This window comes from Acidocella sp. C78, assembly GCF_907164655.1.
In genome coordinates this window covers 29,675-52,882 of the sequence record NZ_CAJQZK010000061.1, presented here as the reverse complement: position 1 = coordinate 52,882, position 23,208 = coordinate 29,675, and the positions used below count along the sequence as shown (strand labels likewise).

23 protein-coding genes, 4 pseudogenes and 1 other annotated feature are annotated in these 23,208 nt (G+C 61.9%); of the genes and pseudogenes, 7 read left to right on the top strand and 20 right to left on the bottom strand.

The features are described 5' to 3' along the window. Positions 1-57: 57 nt before the first annotated feature. Positions 58-968 (bottom strand): annotated as a pseudogene (locus ACIDOCELLA78_RS83685) (IS3 family transposase); the annotation flags it as partial. After that, positions 568-684, bottom strand: a sequence feature (AL1L pseudoknot). (Overlaps the previous pseudogene by 117 nt.) Positions 969-1,019: 51 nt before the next feature. Between ACIDOCELLA78_RS83685 and ACIDOCELLA78_RS83680 the strand changes: the two are divergent. Continuing rightward, positions 1,020-1,328: pseudogene (locus tag ACIDOCELLA78_RS83680) on the top strand (transposase); the annotation flags it as partial. Here ACIDOCELLA78_RS83680 and ACIDOCELLA78_RS83675 read toward each other — a convergent pair. The 8 genes from ACIDOCELLA78_RS83675 to ACIDOCELLA78_RS83640 form a co-directional block, all read right to left on the bottom strand. Then, entirely contained in the window at positions 1,315-2,349 is a 1,035-nt protein-coding gene (locus ACIDOCELLA78_RS83675; protein ID WP_201727480.1) for an IS630 family transposase, read from the bottom strand. The pseudogene ACIDOCELLA78_RS83680 and the gene ACIDOCELLA78_RS83675 overlap by 14 nt on opposite strands. Before the next feature lie 176 nt (positions 2,350-2,525). Continuing rightward, entirely contained in the window at positions 2,526-3,272 is a 747-nt protein-coding gene (gene istB / locus ACIDOCELLA78_RS83670) for an IS21-like element helper ATPase IstB (protein WP_201727488.1), read from the bottom strand. 17 nt (positions 3,273-3,289) lie between these two features. Continuing rightward, positions 3,290-4,816: an IS21 family transposase gene (istA, locus tag ACIDOCELLA78_RS83665; RefSeq protein WP_201727680.1), complete on the bottom strand. Its 1,527-nt coding sequence runs from the start codon at positions 4,814-4,816 to the stop codon at positions 3,290-3,292. A gap of 523 nt (positions 4,817-5,339) precedes the next feature. Then, a complete protein-coding gene (locus ACIDOCELLA78_RS83660; protein WP_201727849.1) occupies positions 5,340-5,645 on the bottom strand; it encodes an ABC transporter permease subunit in 306 nt (101 codons plus the stop codon). Between the two features lie 6 nt (positions 5,646-5,651). Continuing rightward, the gene (locus ACIDOCELLA78_RS83655) at positions 5,652-6,104 is read right to left on the bottom strand and encodes a hypothetical protein (RefSeq protein WP_249675089.1); all 453 of its coding nucleotides are present in this window, start codon (positions 6,102-6,104) and stop codon (positions 5,652-5,654) included. Between the two features lie 278 nt (positions 6,105-6,382). Further along, on the bottom strand, positions 6,383-6,598 hold the full coding sequence (locus ACIDOCELLA78_RS83650) for a hypothetical protein (RefSeq protein WP_201727848.1): 216 nt from the start codon (positions 6,596-6,598) through the stop codon (positions 6,383-6,385). Continuing rightward, positions 6,595-6,801 (bottom strand): hypothetical protein, encoded by a 207-nt coding sequence (locus tag ACIDOCELLA78_RS83645; RefSeq protein ID WP_201727847.1) that lies wholly within the window; start codon positions 6,799-6,801, stop codon positions 6,595-6,597. Before ACIDOCELLA78_RS83645 ends, ACIDOCELLA78_RS83650 begins: the two co-directional genes overlap by 4 nt. Positions 6,802-7,032: 231 nt before the next feature. Next, a complete protein-coding gene (locus ACIDOCELLA78_RS83640; RefSeq protein WP_201727846.1) occupies positions 7,033-7,239 on the bottom strand; it encodes a cold-shock protein in 207 nt (68 codons plus the stop codon). Between the two features lie 129 nt (positions 7,240-7,368). Here ACIDOCELLA78_RS83640 and ACIDOCELLA78_RS83635 point away from each other — a divergent pair, with 129 nt between their 5' ends. Then, positions 7,369-7,545 (top strand): hypothetical protein, encoded by a 177-nt coding sequence (locus ACIDOCELLA78_RS83635; RefSeq protein ID WP_214006272.1) that lies wholly within the window; start codon positions 7,369-7,371, stop codon positions 7,543-7,545. Positions 7,546-7,617: 72 nt separating this feature from the next. Here the strand turns inward: ACIDOCELLA78_RS83635 and ACIDOCELLA78_RS83630 are convergent, their stop codons facing one another. Both ACIDOCELLA78_RS83630 and ACIDOCELLA78_RS83625 read right to left on the bottom strand, forming a co-directional pair. Next, positions 7,618-9,351, bottom strand: a complete 1,734-nt coding sequence (locus ACIDOCELLA78_RS83630) for an IS1634 family transposase (RefSeq protein WP_201727483.1) — start codon at positions 9,349-9,351, stop codon at positions 7,618-7,620. A gap of 103 nt (positions 9,352-9,454) precedes the next feature. Further along, positions 9,455-9,604 (bottom strand): annotated as a pseudogene (locus ACIDOCELLA78_RS83625) (transposase); the annotation flags it as partial. A gap of 173 nt (positions 9,605-9,777) precedes the next feature. On the opposite strand from ACIDOCELLA78_RS83625, the gene ACIDOCELLA78_RS83620 reads away from it, so the two are divergent. Further along, on the top strand, positions 9,778-11,454 hold the full coding sequence (locus tag ACIDOCELLA78_RS83620; RefSeq protein WP_201727475.1) for an IS1634 family transposase: 1,677 nt from the start codon (positions 9,778-9,780) through the stop codon (positions 11,452-11,454). A gap of 235 nt (positions 11,455-11,689) precedes the next feature. Here the strand turns inward: ACIDOCELLA78_RS83620 and ACIDOCELLA78_RS83615 are convergent, their stop codons facing one another. From ACIDOCELLA78_RS83615 to ACIDOCELLA78_RS83585, 7 genes and pseudogenes are all read right to left on the bottom strand, one after another. Further along, on the bottom strand, positions 11,690-13,399 hold the full coding sequence (locus ACIDOCELLA78_RS83615; RefSeq protein WP_201727845.1) for an IS1634 family transposase: 1,710 nt from the start codon (positions 13,397-13,399) through the stop codon (positions 11,690-11,692). A gap of 247 nt (positions 13,400-13,646) precedes the next feature. After that, on the bottom strand, positions 13,647-15,323 hold the full coding sequence (locus ACIDOCELLA78_RS83610) for an IS1634 family transposase (RefSeq protein ID WP_201727475.1): 1,677 nt from the start codon (positions 15,321-15,323) through the stop codon (positions 13,647-13,649). 117 nt (positions 15,324-15,440) lie between these two features. Then, positions 15,441-15,704 (bottom strand): hypothetical protein, encoded by a 264-nt coding sequence (locus tag ACIDOCELLA78_RS83605; protein WP_249674923.1) that lies wholly within the window; start codon positions 15,702-15,704, stop codon positions 15,441-15,443. Then, positions 15,665-17,272 (bottom strand): IS66 family transposase, encoded by a 1,608-nt coding sequence (gene tnpC / locus ACIDOCELLA78_RS83600; RefSeq protein ID WP_201727518.1) that lies wholly within the window; start codon positions 17,270-17,272, stop codon positions 15,665-15,667. Before tnpC ends, ACIDOCELLA78_RS83605 begins: the two co-directional genes overlap by 40 nt. A gap of 81 nt (positions 17,273-17,353) precedes the next feature. Then, entirely contained in the window at positions 17,354-17,701 is a 348-nt protein-coding gene (gene tnpB, locus ACIDOCELLA78_RS83595) for an IS66 family insertion sequence element accessory protein TnpB (protein ID WP_201727519.1), read from the bottom strand. Beyond that, positions 17,698-18,123 carry an IS66-like element accessory protein TnpA gene (gene tnpA / locus ACIDOCELLA78_RS83590; RefSeq protein ID WP_201727520.1) on the bottom strand — a complete coding sequence of 142 codons (426 nt, stop codon included), beginning with the start codon at positions 18,121-18,123 and terminating at the stop codon, positions 17,698-17,700. Before tnpA ends, tnpB begins: the two co-directional genes overlap by 4 nt. A 214-nt stretch (positions 18,124-18,337) precedes the next feature. Next, positions 18,338-18,446 (bottom strand): annotated as a pseudogene (locus ACIDOCELLA78_RS83585) (transposase); the annotation flags it as partial. Positions 18,447-18,587: 141 nt separating this feature from the next. Between ACIDOCELLA78_RS83585 and ACIDOCELLA78_RS83580 the strand changes: the two are divergent. Next, on the top strand, positions 18,588-19,022 hold the full coding sequence (locus tag ACIDOCELLA78_RS83580; protein WP_201727844.1) for a glycosyltransferase family 2 protein: 435 nt from the start codon (positions 18,588-18,590) through the stop codon (positions 19,020-19,022). A gap of 65 nt (positions 19,023-19,087) precedes the next feature. Beyond that, positions 19,088-19,495: a hypothetical protein gene (locus tag ACIDOCELLA78_RS83575; RefSeq protein ID WP_201727843.1), complete on the top strand. Its 408-nt coding sequence runs from the start codon at positions 19,088-19,090 to the stop codon at positions 19,493-19,495. A 139-nt stretch (positions 19,496-19,634) separates the two neighbouring features. Here ACIDOCELLA78_RS83575 and ACIDOCELLA78_RS83570 read toward each other — a convergent pair whose 3' ends face one another. Continuing rightward, positions 19,635-20,192, bottom strand: coding sequence for a hypothetical protein (locus ACIDOCELLA78_RS83570; RefSeq protein ID WP_249675087.1), 558 nt, complete (start codon positions 20,190-20,192; stop codon positions 19,635-19,637). On the opposite strand from ACIDOCELLA78_RS83570, the gene ACIDOCELLA78_RS83565 reads away from it, so the two are divergent. Both ACIDOCELLA78_RS83565 and ACIDOCELLA78_RS83560 read left to right on the top strand, forming a co-directional pair. Then, positions 20,166-20,303 carry a hypothetical protein gene (locus ACIDOCELLA78_RS83565; protein WP_201727842.1) on the top strand — a complete coding sequence of 46 codons (138 nt, stop codon included), beginning with the start codon at positions 20,166-20,168 and terminating at the stop codon, positions 20,301-20,303. The two genes, ACIDOCELLA78_RS83570 and ACIDOCELLA78_RS83565, sit on opposite strands and share 27 nt — an antisense overlap. Positions 20,304-20,433: 130 nt before the next feature. Beyond that, a complete protein-coding gene (locus ACIDOCELLA78_RS83560; RefSeq protein WP_201727475.1) occupies positions 20,434-22,110 on the top strand; it encodes an IS1634 family transposase in 1,677 nt (558 codons plus the stop codon). A 63-nt stretch (positions 22,111-22,173) separates the two neighbouring features. Here the strand turns inward: ACIDOCELLA78_RS83560 and ACIDOCELLA78_RS83555 are convergent, their stop codons facing one another. After that, positions 22,174-23,001 (bottom strand): IS5 family transposase, encoded by an 828-nt coding sequence (locus tag ACIDOCELLA78_RS83555; protein ID WP_201727504.1) that lies wholly within the window; start codon positions 22,999-23,001, stop codon positions 22,174-22,176. Between the last annotated feature and the right edge of the window lie 207 nt (positions 23,002-23,208).

Sequence of the window (23,208 nt, the reverse complement as noted above, 5' to 3'; positions counted from 1 at the left end):
CTATGGGCGGGTCAAATCTCGATGGAATTCCCGGGTCAGATCTCAGCGGAAATCAACAACGAGACCGCCGCTACGTACCGGGCGTCTGTCGTGAAGAGCCTGTTCCAGGGCATCGAGGACGAAACCGGCATGCGCGGTGCGGCTTACCCGCCAGCCAACGATACGCCGGGCGAATGTATCGATGACAAACGCCACATACACAAAGCCCTGCCAGGTCGCGACATAAGTGAAGTCGGAGACCCAGAGCATATTCGGCGCCGGCGCCTGGAACTGGCGGTTGACGCGGTCCTGTGGGCAGGGTGTCGCCCTGTCGCTGATCGTCGTCCTGACCGGCTTGCCGCGGATCACGCCCTGCAGGCCGATGATCCGCATCAACCGCTCCACCGTGCAGCGGGCAACAGCGCATCCTTCCCGCTGCAACTGCCGCCAGACCTTGCGAGCACCGTAGACCTCGAAATTCTCCGCGAACACGCGCCGGATATCCGCCTCGAGCGCCTCATCCCGCCGGGCCCGTTCTGACCGCCTCTCGGGGTTGGCCCGCTTCGCGACATGCTCGTAGTAGGTCGATGGGGCGATCGGCAGGACCCTGCAGATCGGCTCGACCCCATAAGCCCCGCGGTGATCATCGATGAACGAGATCATGGTTTGAACCGGCGGTCGAGCTCCGCCTGGGCAAAATATGCCGACGCCTTGCGCAGGATCTCATTCGCCTGGCGAAGCTCGCGGTTCTCGCGTTCCAGTGCCTTCAGCTTCGCCGACACTTCCGACGGAACACCAGGCGAGCGGCCGCTGTCGCGATCCACCTTCTGCACCCATTCACGCAGCGTATGCGGTGAGCAGCCAAACTTCGCGGCTATCGACACCATCGCCGCCCACCGCGAGGGATGTTCGCCCTCGTGCTCCAGCACCATCCGCACCGCCCGCTCGCGGACTTCAGGAGAAAACTTGTTCGTCGTCGGACTCGTCATGGCTCCATCCTATTTGGGAGTTGGAGCCTCCGGTAAACCCAGGGCGGTTCAAAAGAGCGGAACGTGGAATGGCATTACATCGCGCCCGGCAAGCCCCAGCAAAACGGGTTCGTCGAAAGCTTCAACGCCCGGCTCCGGGACGAGTGCCTGAACGAGACCTTGTTCACGAGCCTGCCTCAAGCGAGGTCCGTGCTGGCCGCCTGGCGTCACGACTACAATCATCACCGCCCCCATTCGAGCCTGGGCAACAAAACCCCGGCAGAGGTGGCGGGAAAAATCAGCGGCGCGCCGGGTTGGGGGTTAACCTGCGGATTCCGGAGAATTCGCCCATGGATTCCGATTTTACTCAGCAGTCGGTAATATAGGCGACAGTTGGTGCTTTGAAGAATGATTGCACGAGACGTGGTTTGCGCTTGATGGCGGCGAGTTGGGCTTCGATTTTGTCCTGAAGCTTTTCGCCTTGGCGTAGCGGAGTCCGGGCGACGCCCGTCCGCTTCATGTGGCTCCAGACCAGTTCATCTGGGTTCAGGTCAGGGGCGTAGCCTGGCAGAAAATGCAACGTCAGCATTCCATTGGTCGACGCCACGTAGGCTTTCACCAGCGCTGTTTTGTGGGCAGGCAGCCCGTCGAGGACCAGGTGCACCGGCCTCGTGCGGTGCCGCATCATCCGGCGTAGCAGCGCTACGAACAACTCAGCATTCAGGCCGCCTTCATAAGTGCAATACCAGAACCCGCCGCGGGCTGTCACCGCCGAGGCGGCGCTGATCGATTGCCGTTGGCCCGGACGCTCGACGATCGGCGTCTGTCCCTTCACGCCCCAGGTCTTGCCATGCACGGCGTCGGCCCGAAAGCCGGACTCGTCCCAGAAAAAGACCTCGCCGCCACAGGACTTGGCCTGCCTGGCGATTTCAGGAAACCGCTCACGTCGCCATGCCTCGATCGCCTCCGGATCGCGCTGATAGGCACGCTGCAACGGCTTTTGCGGCGTCAGGCCCAGTTTCGACAGCAGTTCGCCCACAGCCGTCACACCGAGTTTGATACCAAACTTGCGCTCGATCAGTTCGGCCACAACGTGCCGGGTCCACAGCCCGAAATCCAGGCCGTATTGGCGCGGATCGCGGCCATTGATCCAACGCAACACCTGCTGCTCCTGGCGCGGCGTCAGACGCCGCGGCCGGCCGGTTGCCGGCCGTGACCGCAAGGCTTTCACCCCGACCCCAGGCTTCGATGCCGCGCTGAGCCATTTATAGATTGTTGTGCGGCTGAACCCGTATGAGGCAATCACCAAAGAGGCCGCTTCGCCCTCGCGCACCCGCTCTACAGCCATCAGCCGGATGGTTTCCAGGGTGCGATGATCAAATCTGCGACCGTCCCGTTTCATGCCAGAATTATATCATCCCCGCAAACATACGACTAGCAAAATGTCGTCTTAATTACCGACTGGTGAGTAATTCGCCCACGATTCCGACGTTTATTCGCCCGGGGATTCCGAGATTTATTCGCCCGGGTAGCGGTCTCTGTGGCTGTTGATTTCGTTGCTCTCCTGTTCTCGTTGGGTCAAGCGGTTTTTGGGGTTTGCTTGCGGATCTTGCGCAGGCTTTCGCCGGTGAGTTCGATGCGGTGGGCATTGTGGAGCAGACGGTCGAGAATGGCGTCGGCGTAGGTCGGATCGCCGATCAGCTCATGCCAATGCGCCGGGGGGATCTGGCTGGTGATGATGGTGGCGCGGCGGCCGTAGCGATCCTCGACGATCTCGAGCAGGTCGTGACGGGCGCCGGCGTCGAGTGGAGCAAGGCCGAAGTCGTCGAGGATCAGTAGATTGACGGCACCGAGGGTGCGGATCATCCGGCCGTGACGCCCTTCGGCGCGGGCGACCGCGAGTTCTGCGAAGAGTTTGGGGGCGCGCTGATAGAGCACGGTCCTGTCATCGCGACATGCCTTGTGACCGAGGGCACAGGCCAGCCACGATTTTCCGACCCCTGTCGGCCCGCTCAGGACGAGATTGTCGTGCGCGTCGATCCACTCACCCTGGATCAGCTTCTGGAACAGAGCCCGATCGAGGCCGCGGGCACTCCGGTAATCGACATCCTCGATTGCAGCGTCATGGCGCAGCCTGGCATGGCGCAGCCTTGTGCTCAACCGCTTGTCACGTCGGACGGTGATCTCGCGGTCGAGCAGAAGACCGAGCCATTCGGCGTGACTGAGGCTGGGGGTTTCGGGATTGGCGTGCAGCTCGGTGAACGCGCGGGCCATGCCTGCAAGACCGAGCTGGTGGATCTGATCGAGGGTCGGATGGTTCAGCATGAGGCTTCTCCTTGTCATCAGTGGAAATATCCGCCGCCCCGGATGTTGGGGTGGCGGATCGGGGTGGGATCGGGACTGGCGGTGCCGGCGGCTCGCTCCAGCCGGTTATCGAGGATGGATTTGACCGAGCCGTAGGTCAGGGTGCCGATGGTGAGCGCGCGCTCGGCCGCGGCATCGAGCCGGTCGGCGCCAACACTGCGGGCCAGGCGAAGGATGCCGATGCAGGCGCGGAACCCCTGCTCCGGATGAGGCCGGCGTTCGAGGATCAGGGTGCAGAGTGTCGCGACCGAGGGACCAAGCCGTGCGGCTTCCTGATGGATCCGTGCGATGGTCCAGTCGCCATAACGCCGGTGGCTCGAGGGCATGTGCTCGGCGATCGTCGTGTGTTTGCCGTTACCCGGCCTGCGTGCGTGCACGGCGATCCGTTCGCCACGGAGAAAGATCTCGACCGTGCGCACGGTGAACCGGGCCTCGACCTCGGCGCGGGCGTGCCGGTAGGGGACGGAGTAAAAATGCTTCTCGATCTCGACGTGATAATCGATGCCGACCCGCCGGCGCCGCCATTGCGCCAGCACATAGGGTTCGGCCGGCAGTTCCTTCAGCGCGGGACGATCGAGTGTTTCCAGCAGATGCCGTCTTGTCGCCCCCAGGCGACGGACGACCCGCTCCTCGTTCAGCCAGCGGCAGAATTCAGCGATCGCGGCATTCAGTTCGGCGAGGCCGTAAAATGCCCGGTTGCGCAGCTTGCCCAGCAGCCACCGCTCCGCCAGCAAAACCGCCACCTCGACCTTCGCCTTGTCACGCGGCCGCCGCGGCCGCGCCGGGAGAATGGCCGTGCCGTAATGGCGCGCCATATCGGTGTAGGTCCGGTTGACCTGTGGATCGTAGAGGCAGGCGCGGATGATCGCGACCCTGGCGTTGTCGGGCACCAGCAGCGCCGGCACGCCGCCAATTGCTGCCAGAGTGCGATTATGCGCCTCGATCCAGTCCGGCAGGGTCTGGGTCCAGGTCGCCTCAGCATAGGTGAAGCTCGATGCGCCGAGAACGGCGACGAAGATCTGGGCCGCACGCGTCTCGCCGGTGAGCCGGTCGATCACCACCGGCACCGTGTCGCCGGCATAATCGACGAACAGCTTCTCGCCCGATGCGTGGGTCTGGCGCATCGTCACCGGTAGCCGGGCTTCCCAGCTCCGGTAGAGCTCGCAGAACCGGCTGTAGCGATACCCATCCGGGTGCTCGGCAATATACTCGTCCCACAGGATCGACAGCGTCACGTGCTTGCGCTGCAACTCGCGGCGGATACGCCCCCAGTCCGGCTCATCCACACGTCGATGCCCCGGCCGCTTGCCCACCGCGCCGTCGAACAAGCGCCTTTCCAATGCCGCTTCGGACAGCGCCAGAGCCCCTGGCCCATCGAGCCCGGCCGCCTCCAGTCGCCGCAGCGTCAAGCGCACCGTCGATGCCGCAACCCCGACCCGGATCCCCACCTGGCGGGTCGAAAGCCCCGCCATCCTCAATCTGACAATCTCGCGCACATCGCGCATCGCAATCCGCTCCACTGGCATTCATCCGCTCCCTCGATCAGCCAAAGGGAGGGAACCTGAACCAGCCAGCAGAGACCTCAAGCCAACCCGGCCAACCCCGCCCGCCTGGGCGAATAAAAGTCGGAACAGGTGGGCGAATTAATCTCGGAATAGGTGGGCGAATAATTCCCGGAATCCCGGGCGAGTTAATCTCGGAATCCCGGGCGAATTGAGCCCGGAATCAGCAGGTTAACCCCCAACCCGGCTGTTGCACCTACGCCCAATCGTGGGCATCACTCGGGGATGAGACTCTACTCGTGAATGGCGGGAACTTGGGGCTCAGACCACCGAAATCGCGCTCCGGTTCGGCCGCCCGCGCCCTCTCCGTTTCTGACCCTTCCTCCGCCGCCCCGGCGCTCAATTTCAGCGATAAACTTCCCTTCCCGTGCCGCCGCCCAATGCACCGCGGCCAGATCGACCTCCTGTCCCGGTACCAAAGTGTGAGCCAACGGCATGCTGTGTTCGTTGATGCCCTGGACCATAATCAGGCTGTCCTGCCGCCACTGATCTCGGCTATGAACGGGGCCTCATTCGCCGCGAGTGCCAGCCCCCCGGCCATCAGCGGCGTCAGCTTCAGGCCGAGAAGCGGCAGAGCGTCATAGGCGAAAACCAGTTGCAGGATCAGCGGCGTTCCTCGAAAAATAGCCACATAGGTCCGTCCGAACCCGGCCAGCAGCGCAAAGCGGGAAAGCTGCATCGCCGCGAGCACGACGCCGATCAGCAGGCCGCCACCCAATCCGAGGCATGTCAAGTCGAGCGTGACGATGATGCCCCGGAGCAGATACGGCATGGCCACTTAGTGGAAGAAGAGATCCATCAGCCGGTCGTCACGAGTCTCGGCGTAGCTCTGCATCCAGTCGACACAGGAGCGGTCGGAGCCTGAGACGAACAGCCGGAGCAGTGTGGCGACGAAGACGGCGCGTTCGACGGCAACGCCGAACTGACGGCCTTTGAGGAGATGGTTCAGCACCTCGCCGATGCCGAGCCGGTCCCAGAGGCGGCCGAACAGCAGGGGGGCACCGATCCTGTGGGCGGCGATCCGGCCGGCATCGATATCGGAGAGGATGATGGAACGTTCGGCGTGCCGTGCGATGGAGGCGACGAGCCTGTCGAGTTCGCCGGATGCGGCGAGGACATCCTTGCAACCGAGGGGTTTGATGATGCGCTGGCGGACGGATTTGCCCACGCGGACGCTTTCGACGAGGTAGAGATAGCTGTGGCCGCGGGCGACTCTCTCGACAACGAACATGCTGATGTTGTGACGGCAGAACCATGCCGAATTCAACAAAGAACTGCTATTCCTTCTTCCTGTGATGGGGTGATTTGTGCTGGATCGACCTGAAGTTTGGGCCGCATCCGAACCCGCCGCAGCACCCGCGCGTCATCACCTCAACCTGGCCCGACAGCGCTCGTCCATCAACAAAAAACCGGGCTGCATACCTCCCGGCTGATAACCCGCTGGGGCTCTTTCGCTCGGCTGATCGTCGCCTGCGGCGCAGCAAGCGCATCTCTTGGGAGTCGAGGCATTCAGACGGGGCTGCGCGCAATCGATTTGATCGCCTCTCTGACCTTGCCCGAAGACCGTTCGATTTCGCGATCCTGCGCCTCTATCTCGGCCTTGACCGCTGCCTCGCTGCCGGGACCATCGGCAATTGATTTCAGGATCTTGCGGCGGGAACTGCGGCTGCCATCGGCATAGGTGACGTCGAACAGGACAATGGCCCGATCGATTCGGCGCTTCATTGCTTTACCGCTTCTACCGAGAAGTCCGACGCATCTGCGTCCGCTGCGTCAGGGGTGTTCGCCTGGATCGGAAGATCGCCTTCTTGGCCCGACTTGCGTCGCAACGCCGCGTCACGCCTCTCCAGATCCTTGGCTTCTTTTTTCGCCTGCTTGAGGCGGTTACGCTCTGCGCGTTGCAAGCCGTAATTTTGCCTGAAGACCACTCGCTATTTTCCTTTTGTCTTCGGAACGCGACAGCATCCGAGACGAATTGACCCATTTCGTCGCTCTTGCTCGGAAGCCATACAGCGTCATGGCATCATCAACGGCCAGGCAGATGTTTATCCGGGGCGTGCATATGTTACCGGGCGCGCAAACTTCGGTCATGGCACATTCGCGTTGTGCGGTCAGCGACACCCCATCGGCTGACCGATGGGGGCGCTATAGATTGAAGGTTAGGCGGCCTGCAAATTCACGGCCGACATTTTGCCCTGCTGGCCGCGCTGCAATTCATAATTGAGCTTCTGTCCTTCATTGAGGGAACCCAGACCCGCACGCTCGACGTCGGACACATGGACGAATACGTCCTTCGAGCCGTCGTTTGGCATGATGAATCCATAACCTTTTTGGGAATTGTACCATTTAACCGTGCCCTGCGACATGGCTTGTCTCCGTCGTTTCGGCGGTCCGCAGGATGCAGACCTATTTACCTTCCAAGAGGGGAAACCGACGGATCAGCGCCGCATGTGAGGGTACACAAACCCCGGCAAGAAAAGTGCCGTTTCGGACTTATGAGCGCTCAGGAAGAAAAACACAACACGGGCCATGATGATAGCGTCCGTCAATGTGGTGGAAATTCTGGTGTAGCTGAAGCGGCCAATGGTCACGCGGCGACGGTGGAAATTCGTGGTGTATCGGCATCGATGGCGGGTGCCATGAGTTCGACCATTCCCTCGATCTGCATATAGCCTGAAGTTTTCACTGATTCGAAAGCAAATTCCCTGTATTTATCGGTGAACTTCGAGATCTGATTTTGCCGCTTACTGGACACGCATGGGGTCGATCCCGATCAGGGCGAAGGCGGTGGTTTGCAGCGACGTGGGGTTTGCCAGAGCGGTGAAGGTGGCGTTCGGCGCCTTGGGTAGGGAGGCGGTGTTGAGGGTCTGTGTGGCGAGATGCGCCATCAGGTCGGTGAAGCTCGAAATCGGCAGGTTCTGGTCGTTGCGGCGTCGCCCGCGCTTGCGATCGGCGGCCGGGGATATCGATGCGGGGGCAACCGGCGATGAGCGTTCAGTTTCCGCGCCTGGCCGGTCGTGATCCTGGAACAGCAGGGGCTTGAGGGCGTCGCGCAGATGCCATTCGACGTAATAGGCCATCATGCAGAGGAAGACGTGGGCACGCACCCGCGGCGAGAGCCAGTGATGCACCGGGCGGATCGCGAGATCGACCGATTTGAGGGACCGGAACGCCCGTTCCACCCGTGAGAGATCCTTGTAGGCTGACACGGCTTCGGTCTCGCTCATGACGTCCGCGCTCACACTGGTGCGGATGACATAGATGCCGTCGAGGGCCGCCTCGCGCGCGATGCTGGCGGCGTTGCGCTGGAAATCGAAGCGGCTGGCGGTGATGGTGAGATCGAAATGCTTGGCCATCTTGCGCTGGTTGATCACCGCCCCCACCGCCAGCCCGATCGCGGCCTCGCCATGAAGAGGAGCGCGTTTGCGCCGTGTCGCATCCCGGATCCGCGCCAGTTCCGTCTCGGTGGCCACGAGCAGCGCCTCGCGCTTGCGCCGTCGTTCGGTCGCCAGGGCGGCGTTGCGACAGGCGATCAGCCGCTCGCCCGGATAATCGGGCGACGTGATCGCGGCGATATCGCGCTCGTCGAACAGCGACATCTGCAGCGGTCCCTCGGCAAGATCCTGGATCTGCCCCGCGCGCAGGCAGCTGATCCAGTCCAGCCCCGCCGGCTTGATCGTCTCGCGGATCCGCGCCGTGGTGATCATTCCGCGATCACCCACCAGGACGACGCGCTCGAGATGGAACCGGCGCTTGAGTTTCTCCACCTGGGCGGCGATCGTCGCCGGATCGGCGGTGTTGCCTTCGAACACTTCCACTGCGATCGGCCGCCCCTCGCGATCGCACAGCAGACCATAGACGATCTGCGGCCGATCGGGCCGGTGATCCCGGCTGTATCCGTGGTGTGCCAGTTCGCAATGCCGGCCTTCGAGGTAGGATGAACTGACGTCGTAGAGCACCAGCGTGCCGTCGCGCAGATGGCGCCTTGCAAACTCCCGTTCGATCCGCCCCTGCTGCGTGCCCAGCCAGTCCAGCGCCGCATAGATCTCGCGCTCTTCAATGACACCGAGATCAAGCATCTGCCCGAGGCTCGATGTTGCGGTCTCCGGGTTCAGGCCGCGCAGGGTCGAGAGCTTCGATCCCGGCGCGATCACCCGGCCGGCGATCAGCGCCAGGGCGAGACTGCGCTCGCGCGACGCCCTCCGGCCCAGCAGGCGGGGTATCCCGAGCTTGCGCATCATCCCGAGTGCCGCCGCCACATGACCATGCGGCAGCGAACGCCGGATCTCCAGCGCCTGATCGGCACCACCAACCACCGCGCCACCCGCGAGCAGCGCTCGTAGGCCATCGATCAACGCGGGCGGCATCTGGCTCAGATTGGCGATGGTACGCTTGTGAACCTTCCGCCCCTCGCGGAAACTCTCCCGCAACAGCACGGCCGGCGCCGATCGGCCATTCGGAACCACATCGATGAACATAACCCGAGCGAATCACAGATCGAGTCGCACCGCAAGCCCCATTTATGGACACAAAACGCTCGCAAGAAATCAGCGCTACGCGAGGCTATCCGCCACGTTCAGGTCATTCCCAAGTAAAAACTTCAGTATAGCGGTTCTGTGTCTGCCATTCGTCGTTGGCCTCGAGCAGCACGGCCCCGATCAGGCGGATGATCGAACCTTCATTGGGAAAGATGCCGACGACATCGGCGCGGCGCTTGACCTCCTTGTTCAGGCCCGACTTAAACAGTCAAACCCGGAACGATACGGTATCGTAAGTTGAGATCTTTGATTTCACTCGAGATTTTCGTAGGCACGTCGGGATTTTGCAAAAACGTGGTGCTAAATAATTGCGCAAATTGCTTCTTTTAACTTGATTTATGATTGGTTTTCGGCTGCCAATTCGGCATGTTCGTGCGCGAGAAGCGAATCAACGGCTACAGCTACCTTTATCTGGTCGAGAGCGTCCGTGAGGACGGGCGCAGCAAGCAGCGCATCATCAAGAACCTGGGCCGGAAGGAAGTCGTCCTGGCCGATGGAGGTCTCGACCGCCTCGCCGCCTCGATCGCGCGCTATGCCGACCGTGCCTCGGTCCTGGCCCAGCTGGCGGCAGGCAATCCGGACGGGCTGAGCTGCAAGCGGATCGGCGCGCCGCTGTTGTTCGGCCGACTGTGGCAGGAGAGCGGGATCGCTGCTGTGTTCGAGGAGCTGCTGGCCGGGCGGCAGTTCGAGTTCCCGGTCGAGCGCGCGGTGTTCGCCACCGTGCTCCACCGGATCATGGTCTCGGGCTCGGATCGCGCCTGCGACAAATGGCTCGAGGATTACGACATTCCCGGCACCGAGGAGCTCGGCCTGCATCACCTCTACCGCGCCATGGCCTGGCTCGGCGAAGAGCTGCCGGACGAGGAACAGGGGGATGCCACGCCCTTTGCGCCACGGACGGTGAAGGATCTGGTGGAAGAGCGTCTCTTCGCCCGACGGCATGATCTGTTCACCGACCTCTCGGTCGTGTTCATGGACACCACCTCGCTGTATTTCGAAGGTGCCGGCGGCGAGACGCTGGGCGCGCGGGGCCACTCCAAGGATTACCGCCCACAGCTCGCGCAGATGATCCTCGGCGTGGTGATCGATCAGGACGGAAGGCCAATCTGCACCGAGATGTGGCCAGGAAACACCGCCGATGTCTCGGTGCTGGTGCCGGTGATCGACCGCCTGCGGTCGCGCTTCGGCATCGGCCGGGTCTGCGTCGTCGCCGATCGCGGCATGATCAGTGCCGCGACGATCGCCGCGCTGGAGGAGCGCGGGCTGGAATACGTGCTCGGCGCAAGGGAACGCACCGACCGCATCGTCCGCGAGGTGGTGCTGGCCGATGAGCGCCCCTACACCCCGCTCTGCCTCGAGCGCGCCGGTGGCGACGAGACCCAGCTCTTCATCAAGGAGGTCAAGGTCGCGGGCAAGCGCTATATCGTCTGCCGCAACGAGGCGGTGGCCATCGAAGAGGCCGAGACCAGGCGCAAGGTGGTCGCCGCCCTCGATCGTCAGCTGACGCGCGGCGATAAGGCGCTGATCGGCAACTCCGCCTATCGCCGCTTCCTGCGCCCGGTCAGTGACGCAAAGCCCGGCCGCAAGCACAAGCTGTTCGAGATCGACGCCGGCAAGCTCGCCGAGGAAGCCCGCTTCGACGGCGTCTTCGTGCTGCGCTCCAACGCCCGGATTTCACCGCTGCAGGCGGTGATCCGCTACCGGGACCTGCAGAATGTCGAACGGCTGTTCCGTGTCGCGAAGGCGACAATGCGCACCCGGCCAATCTACCATTCCTCCGACGCCGCCATCCGCGGCCACGTCTTCTGCTCGTTCCTCGCGCTGATCCTGCACCAGGCGCTCGACGAAAAACTCCGCCGGGCCGGCAAGCGCGTCGAATGGGCCGATCTCCTGCGTGATCTCGACCGCCTCCAGGAGGTCACCATCAGCAAGCGCGGGCAGCAGATCGTCCTGCGCACCCCAGCAACCAACTCGATCGGGCCGATCTTCAAGGCCGCCGGCGTCGCCCTGCCAGCCAACGTGCGAGACGCATCCGCTTCCTGATCCAAATCCTCCCGAAAGCCGCAGGGTGTGGTGCTAAGAAACCACGCGCCCACAATACATGGCTGTTTTCATTGGACTATTTTCAGGTCGCTGTTCAAGTCGGGTCAGGCGTTCGAGCGGATTGGTCGAGTGAATTTTGGTTCGGTGCTGGGCCCGGGTTCGCGGTCATGAGGCAGACGTGAGGAAAGTCTGTCTATTTTCCGATGGATTTTCGATGCGGAATCGGAGCGTGTATCTATGAGGCGGCCTTGGCCTGCGGCGGCTCGATGACTGTGAGCAGCTTCTTTGGCTTTGATATTCCAAGATTTTTCAGGATCTCGGCAGCTTCGGGGCTGATTTTCGTGCGCTGAACAATAGTCCGGCCGGCGATCTGATAGCGGACCGCCTTGAGGCCGGCCAGGATGTGGGCGATCCGCGCCCAGGGAAGGCCGCAGCGCAACTCCGCCGAGCGCTGTATCTGCAGGGCAAGGACGCAGAGCCGGACATGCGCCTCGATCCGGCGCGGGCTCCAGTGATACATCGGCCGGACCTCGAGCCCGGTCTGCTTCATCCGCCGGAAGCAGGCTTCGATGATGGTCCCGCCTTTGTAGCCGAGGGCGACGTCCTCGGTGGACAGCGTGTCGTCGTTGGTGATCACGACGAACTTGCCGTCGAAGCGGGCGGCATGGGCGATCTTTCCGGAATCCAGATGCGGCCTGCCGGCCGCATCCGTGCTCAGGTAGCGGCCGTAGCGGCGCGAGGTGAGCAGTGCGCAGGCGGCCTTGGGATGCTCGGCATCACGTGCGGCGAGCAACGCCAGTTCGGCGCGCAGGCCGGCCAGAACCTCGTCGCGATGCTGGCGCTGCCGCTCGGCTTCCTCAGGGTTCAGGCAAAGAACGTAACGCTTGCGCCGCTCACCGTCGCCGACCACGACCTCCTTGGCCTGAAGATTGTCGGCAACCTTCCGATAGCGCCCCGGTCGGGTCAGAACCGCCTCATCCACATCGCGCAGCCGGCGCATCGGCACCGCCAGGATGTAGTGGCCGAGCCCCTTGCTCAGCGCCATCAGATTGTCCGCCGAATACATGCCAGCGTCGCCGACGAACAGGCAGCGCCCAAGGTTCCAGGCGCGCAGATCCTCCTTGATCCTCGCCACCGTCGCGACATCGGCGGTGTCGCCCGGCAGCACCCAGGAGCGAACCGGCATGCTGTCCCGTGTCACCGCCATGGCGATGATCACCTGCGGCTGATTGTCGCGTCCTTCCTTGCTGTGGCCGCGCCGGCGCAGCGGGGCGAACAGCCGCCCGGCCCAGACTTGCTCGGTCTCGTCGGCCTCGTCGATCTCGAAATAGGCCGTCGTGGTGTCATAGAAGATCAGATCGACATCGAGGCGGAACAGGTCGGCGGCCCGCAGGAACACCGCCCGCTCGATCGCGTCGGCCCAGACCGCCAGAACATCGAGGGCGCGGTAGAGGTGGTCGACCGTCAAATCAGTCGCCTCCGGCAGCCAGGCAGTGTCGGTGAGCCACCGCTCCGCGCAGGCACGCTTCGAGCCTGGATCATCGAGCCGGTTCGCCGCCATCGCGAACAACGCCGCCTCATGCGGAGCGGTGAGCTCCGCCTTGCTCAGGCAATCCCTGACCGCCGGGCCGATGCCGAGTTCCTCCCACAGATGCCGCGCTGTCAGCGGAATGCCGAACTCGAAGGCGGCGTCGATCTCGATATCGGGCGGCGCGGTGCCTGCCGGCGCGCCATCACCGACCTGCTCGTCATCGCCCAGCACACGGTTGATGCTGCGCACCAGCCGCTCGAGAGCGGCGCGATCGAGTTGATCCGCACGGCCGAAACTGTGGATCACCTGGGTCTCCGACCGCTTGCTGTCGGTGTTCCAGACGTTCTCCGCGAGCCCATAGTAGCGGACCGTGGAGCCGTCGCGGTTCCGGCGCTGGGTGACACGCAGATACATGCCTATCGAATAGCGTATCTCGTCAGGTTATAAAAGACACAAGGCCGAGAGTCGTGTGTCTATGTGTTGGCGCAGATTCCGCCCACTCCACGATCATTCAATCCAACCAATTCAACCACTTGCCCAAGCCACACACAGCCAAACCCGACTTGAACAGCGACCTGAAAATAGTCCAATGAAAACAGCCATGTATTGTGGGCGCGTGGTTTCTTAGCACCACACCCTGCGGCTTTCGGGAGGATTTGGATCAGGAAGCGGATGCGTCTCGCACGTTGGCTGGCAGGGCGACGCCGGCGGCCTTGAAGATCGGCCCGATCGAGTTGGTTGCTGGGGTGCGCAGGACGATCTGCTGCCCGCGCTTGCTGATGGTGACCTCCTGGAGGCGGTCGAGATCACGCAGGAGATCGGCCCATTCGACGCGCTTGCCGGCCCGGCGGAGTTTTTCGTCGAGCGCCTGGTGCAGGATCAGCGCGAGGAACGAGCAGAAGACGTGGCCGCGGATGGCGGCGTCGGAGGAATGGTAGATTGGCCGGGTGCGCATTGTCGCCTTCGCGACACGGAACAGCCGTTCGACATTCTGCAGGTCCCGGTAGCGGATCACCGCCTGCAGCGGTGAAATCCGGGCGTTGGAGCGCAGCACGAAGACGCCGTCGAAGCGGGCTTCCTCGGCGAGCTTGCCGGCGTCGATCTCGAACAGCTTGTGCTTGCGGCCGGGCTTTGCGTCACTGACCGGGCGCAGGAAGCGGCGATAGGCGGAGTTGCCGATCAGCGCCTTATCGCCGCGCGTCAGCTGACGATCGAGGGCGGCGACCACCTTGCGCCTGGTCTCGGCCTCTTCGATGGCCACCGCCTCGTTGCGGCAGACGATATAGCGCTTGCCCGCGACCTTGACCTCCTTGATGAAGAGCTGGGTCTCGTCGCCACCGGCGCGCTCGAGGCAGAGCGGGGTGTAGGGGCGCTCATCGGCCAGCACCACCTCGCGGACGATGCGGTCGGTGCGTTCCCTTGCGCCGAGCACGTATTCCAGCCCGCGCTCCTCCAGCGCGGCGATCGTCGCGGCACTGATCATGCCGCGATCGGCGACGACGCAGACCCGGCCGATGCCGAAGCGCGACCGCAGGCGGTCGATCACCGGCACCAGCACCGAGACATCGGCGGTGTTTCCTGGCCACATCTCGGTGCAGATTGGCCTTCCGTCCTGATCGATCACCACGCCGAGGATCATCTGCGCGAGCTGTGGGCGGTAATCCTTGGAGTGGCCCCGCGCGCCCAGCGTCTCGCCGCCGGCACCTTCGAAATACAGCGAGGTGGTGTCCATGAACACGACCGAGAGGTCGGTGAACAGATCATGCCGTCGGGCGAAGAGACGCTCTTCCACCAGATCCTTCACCGTCCGTGGCGCAAAGGGCGTGGCATCCCCCTGTTCCTCGTCCGGCAGCTCTTCGCCGAGCCAGGCCATGGCGCGGTAGAGGTGATGCAGGCCGAGCTCCTCGGTGCCGGGAATGTCGTAATCCTCGAGCCATTTGTCGCAGGCGCGATCCGAGCCCGAGACCATGATCCGGTGGAGCACGGTGGCGAACACCGCGCGCTCGACCGGGAACTCGAACTGCCGCCCGGCCAGCAGCTCCTCGAACACAGCAGCGATCCCGCTCTCCTGCCACAGTCGGCCGAACAACAGCGGCGCGCCGATCCGCTTGCAGCTCAGCCCGTCCGGATTGCCTGCCGCCAGCTGGGCCAGGACCGAGGCACGGTCGGCATAGCGCGCGATCGAGGCGGCGAGGCGGTCGAGACCTCCATCGGCCAGGACGACTTCCTTCCGGCCCAGGTTCTTGATGATGCGCTGCTTGCTGCGCCCGTCCTCACGGACGCTCTCGACCAGATAAAGGTAGCTGTAGCCGTTGATTCGCTTCTCGCGCACGAACATGCCGAATTGGCAGCCGAAAACCAATCATAAATCAAGTTAAAAGAAGCAATTTGCGCAATTATTTAGCACCACGTTTTTGCAAAATCCGTACCCATCCGGTCAGAGCCGCGGACGAGTCTATTTGGCTCTATCTCGGTGGATCAGGATGAGCTCGCGCAGATTTTCGATACCAAAGTCGGTGAAGGCTATGACGCCGCCGTCGCTGAGGTTGTAAACCCAGATCAGGCCGTCTTCGGGTTCCATCTCATTGGCGATGTCCGCGAGCCACTCCTCATCCTCGCCGAGGTCCCTGGCGACACGGTCAATCGTGAAGACGTGGTGGATTTTATTGGTCTGCACGATCAGGCGGCCAGGGCCCAGGATTGCGGTGTCCAGTTCCATGGCATCAATTTCTCGATGCTGGCGACTGGATGACTGGCGATGCGCGCGAGGATGTCGGCGAGCCATGCCTGTGGGTCGACGTTGTTCATCTTTGCCGTCGTGATCAGGCTGTACAACATGGCGGCCCTTTGACCACCGCGATCGGAGCCGGCGAATAGCCAGGATTTTCTGCCCAGAGCAAGGGTGCGTAGGGCACGTTCGGCCGCGTTATTGCTGAGACAAATCCGCCCGTCGGTCAGGAACCGGGTAAATGATGACCAACGGTTCAGCATATAGTCGATCGCCTTCGCCACATCGTTGTGGCGTGAGAGTTTGGCGCGCTCGGCGCGCATCCAGATCTCGAGTTCAGCGACGAGCGGGGCGCCGAGTTGCTGGCGCACCGCCAGGCGTTCAGCGGGTGACTGACCGTTGATCTCCCGCTCGATCTCGAACAGCGCGTCGATGCGCTGCACCGCGGCCAAGGCCATCGGCGCCACGAAGGCGGGGGTCTTACCCTGGGCCTTGCGCTTCGCGTTCCGCGCGATATCGGCCAGCTCGAAGAATTTTCGTCGGGCGTGCGACCAGCACGCCGCCTCGATGATCGGTCCAGGAGATCGGTTCAACTCGTAGAGCTTGTTGTAGCCGCCATAGGCATCGGCCTGGAATATGCCGCGGTATCCGGCGAGATGGGTTTGCGGATGAACGCCGGCGCGGTCACGTGAATAGTAGAACACCGCGCTGGGGGAACCCGATCCGCCGAACGGCCGATCATCACGCACATAAACCCACACGCGCGCCGTATCGGTCTGCCCTCGTGCCATCACCGGCACGGTGGTGTCGTCGCCATGCAGGCGCGCACCCGCGAACACCATCGTCTCGATGTGCTTGAACACCGGCTCCAGCGCCACGCAGGTAGCACCAATCAGATCGGCCAGGGTCGAGACGCTGAGGTGGATGCCTTCCAGTGCGAACCGTTCAGATTGACGGTTCAGCGGCTGATGCTGGCCGAATTTATCGTAGGCGATCATCGCGAGCAGGCCGGGACCGGCAAAAGCGCGTGGAATGGTGTGGAAGGGTGCTGGTTCCTGGCTGATCTTCTCACAATCGCGGCAGGTGAATTTCTCCCGCACATGCTGGATCACCTTGTATTGGCGGGGGATGGATTCCAGTGTCTCGGTCACCGTCTCCCCGAGCTTGGCGAGCCGCGATCCACCGCAGCAGGCGCACTGGGTCGGACCTGGCAGCACAACCCGCTCGCGTGGCAGGTGTTCGGGGAAGGGTTGGCGTGATGGGCGGTTGCGAGTGAAGCCGGCGACAGTCGTGGTTTTGGCCTTCGCGGCCACCTGCTCGGCGCGGAGTTCGTCCTCGGTCGCGGTGGTCTCGAGATCTTCGAGTTCCAGTTCCATCTGATCAAGCAGCCGCGCCGTGCGTTCCGCCTTGGGGCCGTAGAGCGCACGCTTGAGCTTCTCGATCTGCAGCTTCAGATGCGCGATATACGCTGCGGTATCGGACCGCCGAGCACGGTCGCCCAGAATGATCGCCTTCAGCGCAGCGATATCATTCGGCAGGGTCGAAGGATCGAGATCCATGCCCCGTATAGAATCACGAATTTCCAGGGTTTCGCTACAGAAATCCGCTCTGGACCAGGATTTTCCCCAGAATCTTCGCGCCTACCCGGCCGCTTGCGGCCGCCAGGTTTGTTGTGGATTTCGCCAGTCGATCCCCTCCAGAAGATAACCGATCTGACCAGCGGTGAGGGACACAACGCCGTCCGCAGTCTGCGGCCAGATAAACCGCCCTCGATCAAGGCGTTTCGAATACAGCGACATCCCCACGCCGTCGTGCCAGATCGCCTTGACCAGCGACCCGCCGCGTCCGCGAAAGAAAAAAACATCCCCGCAGAACGGCTCCCGTCCCAGACCTTCTTGCACTTGCAACGCGAGCCCCTTCATCCCGCGGCGCATATCCGTATGCCCCGACGCCAGCCAGACCCGCACACCGGCCGAGACCGGGATCACCGCCGCACCGCCGTCAGCACCCGACGCAAGGCGGCAACCCCAACTCCATCATCAACCCGAACACACGTCCCGTCCGGCAGCACGATCTCGATCCGGCTCGCATCGCATCGCGTGGCTCGCCTCTGCGACATCGGATCAACGCTCGCGTCGTTCACCGAAGCTGACTTGCCTGCCGCCCGCGGCATCGACAGTGCCGCACTCGCCATTACCCGCACCGGAATGAATTCCGGTACCATCGGCACCGGCACCAACTCACCACGCCGAACCTGACCGCGCCACTTCCACAATTGCCCTCTCGAAATCGCGTGCCGCCGCGCAACCAGCGCAAACACCGCACCCGGCGCCTCAGCCTCCGCCACAATCCGAAGCTTGTCCTCATCCCGCCAGCGGCGCCGGCGCTCTACCCCCGTGATAATCTCCATCCGCCCGCCGCCCCTTACCATGAATCAGCTCGTAGCAGCGCTCTTATGCACGCCTCCTTGCCGTACCGGCAGGCGGTTCACACCGGATGGATACCAAAATCCCGACGTGCCTACGAAAATCTCGAGTGAAATCAAAGATCTCAACTTACGATACCGTATCGTTCCGGGTTTGACTGTTTAAGTCGGGCCAAATGTGCCTCATGACCGCGAACACGGGCGGAGCTGATCCCGTGTCGACGGCAGACCTCCGCCGTCGACATCCCCGACTCCTGCTCTTTGAGGATGCCGATGATCTGCTCCTCGCTAAACCGACTGCTCTTCATATCGTCCGTCTCCCTGATGGGGCGGACTCTACCCATTTCTGGAGGAAATCCAGGGGCTCAGACCAAAAATATTGATAATATCTGGGTTTTATTTTATAAAAAATGTAACAAATTATCTATTATTTATCAAGGGGTTTTGCGATGCCTAATCAAACTCACAGAAGTGGAAAGCTTTGTGATGAATGGAGGGTTGCGGTCATCATAGCCTCTATCGGAAGACGGATCGAGATAGGGCAGTTGTTGCCACATCTCTTGTCGCAAACATTGCCGCCTTGGAAAATCATATTATCGGTCGAAAAGGATGATGATCTACCAGAGCATATTCCGACCGGCGTAGAAATCATAAAAGGCCCACGCGGCTTAACCACCCAGAGGAACCGCGGTCTCGAAGCTGTCATAGATGAATGCGACGTCATTGTATTTTATGATGATGATTTTATTCCTGCAAAAAATTCGATTTCAGAAATAGTAAATATATTCAAGAAATATCCAGATATTATTGCGTCTACAGGTCTTGTTTTGGCCGATGGCGTAAAAAAGGGGGGATTGAATATAGCGTTTCTGTCGAAATATTAAAAAAATCAGAAATTAAATATACAGATGAAAATATCAAGGATGTTGACTCGCTATACGGCTGCAACATGGCATTACGTACCATGGCTATTGGTAGCATCCGTTTTGACGAGACTTTGCCACTTTATGGATGGCAGGAGGATGTCGATTTGGCTGGACAACTTCTAGTCAAAGGCAGAGTTGTATCCGCTGATACGTTTCAGGGCGTCCACCGGGGCGTTAGTAAAGGCCGTACGCCGGGCACTAAGCTCGGATATGCCCAAGTCATTAACCCAGTATATCTCGTAAAAAAAGGAACAATGTGTTGGAAAAAGGCGTATATTCTTATTTTGAAGAATATTATTGCAAATCATACTCGTTTTTTTTTAGCGGAGCCATTCATTGATCGCCGCGGTCGTGCAAAGGGAAACTGGATTGGCCTTTGGCATATTCTAAACGGTAAATTAGACCCACAAGAGATCAATAGGATAAAGTAAAAATAGCTTATCTTTAGAGCATCATCCGATCAGATGGAGTCATCTGATCGGATAAACCCGGGTTCGCGGTCATGAGGCAGACGTGAGGAAAGTCTGTCTATTTTCCGATGGATTTTCGATGCGGAATCGGAGCGTGTATCTATGAGGCGGCCTTGGCCTGCGGCGGCTCGATGACTGTGAGCAGCTTCTTTGGCTTTGATATTCCAAGATTTTTCAGGATCTCGGCAGCTTCGGGGCTGATTTTCGTGCGCTGAACAATAGTCCGGCCGGCGATCTGATAGCGGACCGCCTTGAGGCCGGCCAGGATGTGGGCGATCCGCGCCCAGGGAAGGCCGCAGCGCAACTCCGCCGAGCGCTGTATCTGCAGGGCAAGGACGCAGAGCCGGACATGCGCCTCGATCCGGCGCGGGCTCCAGTGATACATCGGCCGGACCTCGAGCCCGGTCTGCTTCATCCGCCGGAAGCAGGCTTCGATGATGGTCCCGCCTTTGTAGCCGAGGGCGACGTCCTCGGTGGACAGCGTGTCGTCGTTGGTGATCACGACGAACTTGCCGTCGAAGCGGGCGGCATGGGCGATCTTTCCGGAATCCAGATGCGGCCTGCCGGCCGCATCCGTGCTCAGGTAGCGGCCGTAGCGGCGCGAGGTGAGCAGTGCGCAGGCGGCCTTGGGATGCTCGGCATCACGTGCGGCGAGCAACGCCAGTTCGGCGCGCAGGCCGGCCAGAACCTCGTCGCGATGCTGGCGCTGCCGCTCGGCTTCCTCAGGCCCGACTTAAACAGTCAAACCCGGAACGATACGGTATCGTAAGTTGAGATCTTTGATTTCACTCGAGATTTTCGTAGGCACGTCGGGATTTTGCAAAAACGTGGTGCTAAATAATTGCGCAAATTGCTTCTTTTAACTTGATTTATGATTGGTTTTCGGCTGCCAATTCGGCATGTTCGTGCGCGAGAAGCGAATCAACGGCTACAGCTACCTTTATCTGGTCGAGAGCGTCCGTGAGGACGGGCGCAGCAAGCAGCGCATCATCAAGAACCTGGGCCGGAAGGAAGTCGTCCTGGCCGATGGAGGTCTCGACCGCCTCGCCGCCTCGATCGCGCGCTATGCCGACCGTGCCTCGGTCCTGGCCCAGCTGGCGGCAGGCAATCCGGACGGGCTGAGCTGCAAGCGGATCGGCGCGCCGCTGTTGTTCGGCCGACTGTGGCAGGAGAGCGGGATCGCTGCTGTGTTCGAGGAGCTGCTGGCCGGGCGGCAGTTCGAGTTCCCGGTCGAGCGCGCGGTGTTCGCCACCGTGCTCCACCGGATCATGGTCTCGGGCTCGGATCGCGCCTGCGACAAATGGCTCGAGGATTACGACATTCCCGGCACCGAGGAGCTCGGCCTGCATCACCTCTACCGCGCCATGGCCTGGCTCGGCGAAGAGCTGCCGGACGAGGAACAGGGGGATGCCACGCCCTTTGCGCCACGGACGGTGAAGGATCTGGTGGAAGAGCGTCTCTTCGCCCGACGGCATGATCTGTTCACCGACCTCTCGGTCGTGTTCATGGACACCACCTCGCTGTATTTCGAAGGTGCCGGCGGCGAGACGCTGGGCGCGCGGGGCCACTCCAAGGATTACCGCCCACAGCTCGCGCAGATGATCCTCGGCGTGGTGATCGATCAGGACGGAAGGCCAATCTGCACCGAGATGTGGCCAGGAAACACCGCCGATGTCTCGGTGCTGGTGCCGGTGATCGACCGCCTGCGGTCGCGCTTCGGCATCGGCCGGGTCTGCGTCGTCGCCGATCGCGGCATGATCAGTGCCGCGACGATCGCCGCGCTGGAGGAGCGCGGGCTGGAATACGTGCTCGGCGCAAGGGAACGCACCGACCGCATCGTCCGCGAGGTGGTGCTGGCCGATGAGCGCCCCTACACCCCGCTCTGCCTCGAGCGCGCCGGTGGCGACGAGACCCAGCTCTTCATCAAGGAGGTCAAGGTCGCGGGCAAGCGCTATATCGTCTGCCGCAACGAGGCGGTGGCCATCGAAGAGGCCGAGACCAGGCGCAAGGTGGTCGCCGCCCTCGATCGTCAGCTGACGCGCGGCGATAAGGCGCTGATCGGCAACTCCGCCTATCGCCGCTTCCTGCGCCCGGTCAGTGACGCAAAGCCCGGCCGCAAGCACAAGCTGTTCGAGATCGACGCCGGCAAGCTCGCCGAGGAAGCCCGCTTCGACGGCGTCTTCGTGCTGCGCTCCAACGCCCGGATTTCACCGCTGCAGGCGGTGATCCGCTACCGGGACCTGCAGAATGTCGAACGGCTGTTCCGTGTCGCGAAGGCGACAATGCGCACCCGGCCAATCTACCATTCCTCCGACGCCGCCATCCGCGGCCACGTCTTCTGCTCGTTCCTCGCGCTGATCCTGCACCAGGCGCTCGACGAAAAACTCCGCCGGGCCGGCAAGCGCGTCGAATGGGCCGATCTCCTGCGTGATCTCGACCGCCTCCAGGAGGTCACCATCAGCAAGCGCGGGCAGCAGATCGTCCTGCGCACCCCAGCAACCAACTCGATCGGGCCGATCTTCAAGGCCGCCGGCGTCGCCCTGCCAGCCAACGTGCGAGACGCATCCGCTTCCTGATCCAAATCCTCCCGAAAGCCGCAGGGTGTGGTGCTAAGAGCCCGAATCTGAATGGTAGTGCGACTATCGGTGACGGGCGATTTTTCGTGTGAGCAGGCGGATATGGGCGAGGAAGAGCCATGCGGTGGCGCTGGTAACGGTGGCCTCGAAATCCCTTGCGAGACGTCGGCATCTGCCGAGCCAGGCGAAGGTTCTTTCTACCACCCAGCGCCGCGGCAGGAGTTCAAACCCGCTCGCGGCGTCGGAGCGCTTTACGATCTGTATGGTCCATTTGCCGATTTTGGCGAGGCGTCCATTGAGTTTAGGACCGGCATAACCGCCGTCAGCGAATATGTGCCGCAACCAGGGATACAGGGATTTGACGGATTTGAGCACGTCGGGCGCCCCGTCGCGGTCCTGAATACCGGCATGATGAACGACGGCACCGACGAGGTGGCCGATTGTATCTGTGATGATGTGGCGCTTGCGGCCCTTGATCTTCTTTCCGGCATCGAACCCGCGCGGCCCGCCGGCTTCGGTGGTCTTGACCGACTGACTGTCGATCACACCGGCTGTGGGCGAAGCCTCGCGTCCGGCCATTTCCCGCGCCTGCATGACTAGGACGTGATTGATGCGATCGAACGTGCCGTCACGACAGAAGCGGTAGAAATACCCCTGCACGGTGGTGAACGGAGCGAATTCCTTCGGGATCTGGCGCCACTGACAGCCGGTTGCCAGCATGTAGAAGATGGCCTCCACAATCCTTCGAAGCGCCACCCTTCGGGGTCGGCCTCGATGCTGCGGAGCGGGCATGAACGGCTCGATCATGGCCCATTCAGCGTCGGTGAGGTCGCTTGCGTAGCGCAATCCGGCCCGGCAATATCGTCGCCGAGCGATTTCAGTCCAGGTCATCGTGTCTCCGTCCGTCTTCGCAAACGAACTGAATCACAACTTACTGAAATCGCTCAACTATCTTTTTCGGTCCGGCTCTAAGAAACCACGCGCCCACAATACATGGCTGTTTTCATTGGACTATTTTCAGGTCGCTGTTCAAGTCGGGCCTGACGTGTCGAAAGCGACGCGCTCCAGAAGGCTGACGGAGAATAGGTCTGCATTGAT